General features: G+C 75.0%; 4 protein-coding genes. 2 read left to right on the plus strand and 2 right to left on the minus strand.

Annotation, left to right across the window (positions count from 1 at the left end):
* Window positions 1–437: class I SAM-dependent methyltransferase (locus CCN56_RS32600; RefSeq protein ID WP_143664692.1), on the plus strand; the 437-nt coding region annotated here is incomplete at its 5' end.
* 71 nt (window positions 438–508) lie between these two features.
* Here CCN56_RS32600 and CCN56_RS32605 read toward each other — a convergent pair.
* Window positions 509–913 (minus strand): VOC family protein, encoded by a 405-nt coding sequence (locus tag CCN56_RS32605; RefSeq protein WP_086831480.1) that lies wholly within the window; start codon window positions 911–913, stop codon window positions 509–511.
* Between the two features lie 132 nt (window positions 914–1,045).
* On the opposite strand from CCN56_RS32605, the gene CCN56_RS32610 reads away from it, so the two are divergent.
* Window positions 1,046–2,089, plus strand: a complete 1,044-nt coding sequence (locus tag CCN56_RS32610) for a zinc-binding dehydrogenase (protein ID WP_179200060.1) — start codon at window positions 1,046–1,048, stop codon at window positions 2,087–2,089.
* Window positions 2,090–2,096: 7 nt separating this feature from the next.
* Here CCN56_RS32610 and CCN56_RS32615 read toward each other — a convergent pair whose 3' ends face one another.
* Window positions 2,097–3,581 carry an ABC-F family ATP-binding cassette domain-containing protein gene (locus CCN56_RS32615; protein WP_373412928.1) on the minus strand — a complete coding sequence of 495 codons (1,485 nt, stop codon included), beginning with the start codon at window positions 3,579–3,581 and terminating at the stop codon, window positions 2,097–2,099.
* Between the last annotated feature and the right edge of the window lie 98 nt (window positions 3,582–3,679).

Genomic DNA, 3,679 nt, shown 5'->3' on the forward strand with positions numbered 1-3,679 from the left:
CCCGCGTCGCCGACCTCGGCTGCGGCAACGGCGTCGTCGGCCTCGCCATCGCCCTCCACGAACCCGAGGCGGAACTGGTCTTCACCGACGAGTCGTACCAGGCGGTCGCCTCGGCCGAGGAGAACTTCCGCGCCCACGTGGGCCCGGACCGCAAGGCCGAGTTCCTCGTCGGCGACGGGCTCACCGAGCTCGCCCCCGGCTCGGTGGACCTCGTCCTCAACAACCCGCCGTTCCACAGCCACCAGGCCACCACCGACCGCACCGCCCGCCGCATGTTCGCCGACGCGCGGCGCGCGCTGCGGCCCGGCGGCGAGCTGTGGGTCATCGGCAACCGGCACCTCGGCTACCACGTCACGCTCCGCCGGATCTTCGGCAACAGCGAACTCGTCGCGAGCGACGCGAAGTTCGTCGTCCTGCGCGCGGTACGCACCGCCTAGTCCGTCGGGCCCGATTCATCCGGCCTGGTTCGCCGGGCGCGGTGCATCAGGCCTGGTGCATCAGGCCCGGTTCATATGGACCAGCTCCGGGAGCACAGGACGAGCCGGTACCCGTCCGGGTCGGCGACGGTGACCCCGTACTCGTCCCAGTACGGGTTGTGGGCGGGCACCCGGGTCCCGCCCGCGGCGATCAGCCGCTCCACCTGCTCCTCCTCGACGGGCGCGCCGAGGTAGACGACGAACAGGTCCTCGACGGTCGGCGTCGGCTCCAGCGGGTGCTCGGGATCGAAGGTCAGCTCGAAGTGCCAGCCCCCGCCCGGGGGCCCGAGCATGAGCAGATCGTGCTTCCCGGGCACCCGCGCCGTGCTCCGCCACTGCACTTCAAGGCCGAGCCCGTCGACGTAGAACCGCTCGGCGGCGGCGAGATCCCGCGAAGGGCGGGCGACTCGCACATGGGTCTTCGCATCGATGATCATGTCTCCAGGCTAGGGCGGGCCGGCGGCGGTGGCACTCGGGGATTCCCCTCTCCCGTCACGGACTTGACCCTGACGCGCGGGTCAGGGTTTACGGTCCCGCCGACCCGACCGACCCTCCTCCTGGAGCGCTCCATGCCCACCCGCCGCGAGATCCGGCTGCGCATCCGACCCGAGCGCGGCCTCCCGGCCCCCGAGCACTTCGCACTCGTCCAGACCGCCCTGCCCGTCCCTGCCCCCGGCGAAGTCCTCGTCAGAAACCGCTGGTTCGCGGTCTCCGCAGCAGTGCGGACCGTCATCGGCGGCGGACTGAAGGGGGCTCCCTTCCCGTCCGTCGAACCCGGCGACCCCCTCTTCGGGGCGGCCGTCGGCGAGGTCGTCTCCGCCCCGCACGGCAGCGGCCTGCGCCCCGGAGACCTCGTCTCCCACCGGCACGGCTGGCGCGGGTACGCCGCCGTGCCCGCGGCCGGCCTCACGCCCCTCGGCGACTCGCTGCCCGACCCGGTCGCCCACCTCTCCCAGGGCTGGACCGCGTACGCCGCCCTCACCCGCGGCGCCGAGGTGCGCGCCGGGGACACGGTCCTCGTCACCGGCGGGGCCGGTGCCGTCGGCACCATGACCAGGCAGATCGCCCGGCTCCTCGGCGCGGGCCGGGTGATCGGCAGCACCGGCTCACCGGCCAAGGCGGAGCGGCTCGTCACCGAACTCGGCTATGACGCGGCCGTCGTCCGCGGCGCCCCCGCACCTTTCCCCGCACAGCTCGCCGAAGCCGCGCCCGAGGGCGTCGACGTCCTTCTCGACACGGTCGGCGGCGAGCAGTTGAGCGCGGCGGTCGCCGCCGCCCGGCCCGGCGCGCGGGCCGTCCTCGTCGGTGCCCTGTCCGGCCGGCTCGATCCGGACGACGTGGCACGCGTCCGGGTCGTGCGGGAACTCCTCGCCCTCGGCCTGACGATCGAGGACGTACGCGCGTGCGTGGACCGCCTTCCCCTCCTCGACATGGACGCGATCCGCTCCCGCCGGGTCCCCGAGGGCGTCTGCGTGCGGGCGTCCCCGGTCGTGAGCCGCCGGCTCGCGGCCCTCGACGCGGAGATCGCCCGTCTCACACGTCGACGCGACGAACTGGCGGCCCGCGCAGCCCCGCCGCCGCACCCGGAGATCCCCGCCACCCCAACCCGTTGACGGGCGTTCACGCCAGGGTGACCAGCCCCCGGTACTCAGCGCTCCACAGGTCCTCGTCCGCGTCCGGGAGCAGCAGGACCCGCTCCGGGCGCAGCGCGTCGATCGCGCCCTCGTCGTGCGTGACCATCACGATCGCGCCCGGGTACGTGCCCACGGCCGCCAGGACCTCGTCGCGCGAGGCGGGATCCAGGTTGTTGGTGGGCTCGTCGAGGAGCAGCACGTTCGCACCGGAGTGGACCAGGGCGGCCAGTGCGAGCCGTGTCCTCTCGCCGCCGGAGAGCACCCCGGCCGGCTTGTCGGCGTCGTCGCCCCGGAACAGGAACGCGCCGAGCACCGCCCGTACCTCACCGTCCGTCAGGTGGGGAGCGGCCGCCGCGAGGTTCTCCCGGACCGTGCGCTCCGGGGCCAGCGTCTCGTGCTCCTGGGCGAAGTAGCCGAGCCGCAGCCCGTGTCCGCGCACCACCCGCCCCGCGTCGGGGGCCTCCTGTCCGGCGAGGAGCCGCAGCAGGGTCGTCTTGCCGGCCCCGTTGAGCCCGAGGACGACGAGCCGGCCGCCCCGGTCCACGGCCAGGTCCACCCCGTCGAGCACCGGCCGCTCCCCGTACGCCTTGGTGAGTGACACCGCGCCCAGCGGCGTCCGGCCGCAGGGCGCGGGCTCCGGCAGCCGGATGCGGGCGACCCGCTCGGCCTGCCGTACCGGGTCGAGACCCGCGAGCATCCGGTCGGCCCGGCGGGCCATGCTGCGGGCCGTCGTCGCCGTCGCCACGCGGGACTTCATGCGGTCCGCCTGCGCGTGCAGGGCGGCCGCCTTCCGTTCGGCGTTGGCGCGCTCGCGCACCCGGCGCCGCTCGTCGGCGTCCCGCTGGAGGAGGTACGCCTCCCAGCCGGTGTTGTGGACGTCCAGCGCGGCCCGCTGCGGGTCGAGGTGGAAGACCCGGTTCACGGTGTCGGCGAGGAGCCGCACGTCGTGGCTGATCAGCACGAGTCCGCCCCGGTGGGCGGCGAGGTGGCCGCGCAGCCAGCCGATCGAGTCGGCGTCCAGGTGGTTGGTCGGCTCGTCGAGCAGCAGCGTGCCGTCCCGCCCGTGACCGGCGAAGAGGATCCGGGCCAGTTCGACCCGGCGCTTCTGGCCGCCGGACAGCCGGCCGACGGGCCGGTCCATGAGTTCGACGGGCAGGCCGAGGCCGGCGGCGACCCGGGCGGCCTCCGCCTCCGCCGCGTACCCGCCGCCCGCCTCGAAGGCGGTCTCGGCCGCGTCGTACGCGGCGAGCGCCCGCGCGTCGGGCGCCTCGCCGAGCCTTCGGGCGGCCTCCGCGAGCCGCCGGACCGCCCGGTCCAGTCCGCGCGCGGACAGGATCCGGTCGGTGACGGTCACGGCGGGGTCGGCACGCTGCTGCTCGACGAGCCGACCAACCACCTGGACGCCGACTCGATCGGCTGGCTGCGCGGCCACCTCGCCGCCCACCGGGGCGGACTCGTGCTGATCAGCCACGACGTGCGGCTCCTCGCCGACACCGTGAACCGGGTCTTCCACCTCGACCCGCAGCGGGCCGCGCTGGACGTCCACAACACCGGCTGGGAGGCGTACCT

This window comes from Streptomyces sp. NRRL B-24572 (genome assembly GCF_002156145.1).
GTDB lineage: Bacteria > Actinomycetota > Actinomycetes > Streptomycetales > Streptomycetaceae > Streptomyces > Streptomyces vietnamensis.

Coding starts and splice junctions, on each gene's coding strand:
- CCN56_RS32605 (WP_086831480.1), bottom strand. CDS start 913: ATGATCATCGATGCGAAGACCCATGTGCGAGTCGCCCGCCCTTCGCGG.
- CCN56_RS32610 (WP_179200060.1), top strand. CDS start 1,046: ATGCCCACCCGCCGCGAGATCCGGCTGCGCATCCGACCCGAGCGCGGC.